General features: G+C 41.8%; 1 protein-coding gene. It reads right to left on the bottom strand.

Translation table 11 applies throughout. The features are described 5' to 3' along the window. The coding region (locus KVT27_RS24520; protein WP_369009669.1) for a TetR/AcrR family transcriptional regulator at positions 1 to 275 on the bottom strand (275 nt) is incomplete at both ends.

Genomic DNA, 275 nt, shown 5'->3' with positions numbered 1-275 from the left:
ATTGGAAAAAGAAGATCTCTTATTTTTTCCACGCGTGGGGATAACGTAATAATCTCCATCTGCAGAATACTTACCATCTGAGGATCTTGGTTCCGGATCAGAATAACTTCTCTGATGATCGTTTTGATTCCTTCTACCGGATCTTCGATGTCAAAGTAGTTCGCAAGCTTGTGAGGCGGGTAATACTGTTGAAAAATCTCATAGAAAACGCTCTCTTTTCCGCCAAAATAATAGGAAACCAGAGCCACATTGGCCCCGGCTTCCTCACATATTTG

Source organism: Lysinibacillus sp. GbtcB16, from assembly GCF_019091145.1.
In the GTDB taxonomy this organism is placed as follows: Bacteria; Bacillota; Bacilli; order Bacillales_A; family Planococcaceae; genus Lysinibacillus; species Lysinibacillus fusiformis.
The sequence above is the reverse complement of the archived record's forward strand: the minus strand, read 5'-3'. Positions and strand labels throughout refer to the sequence as shown.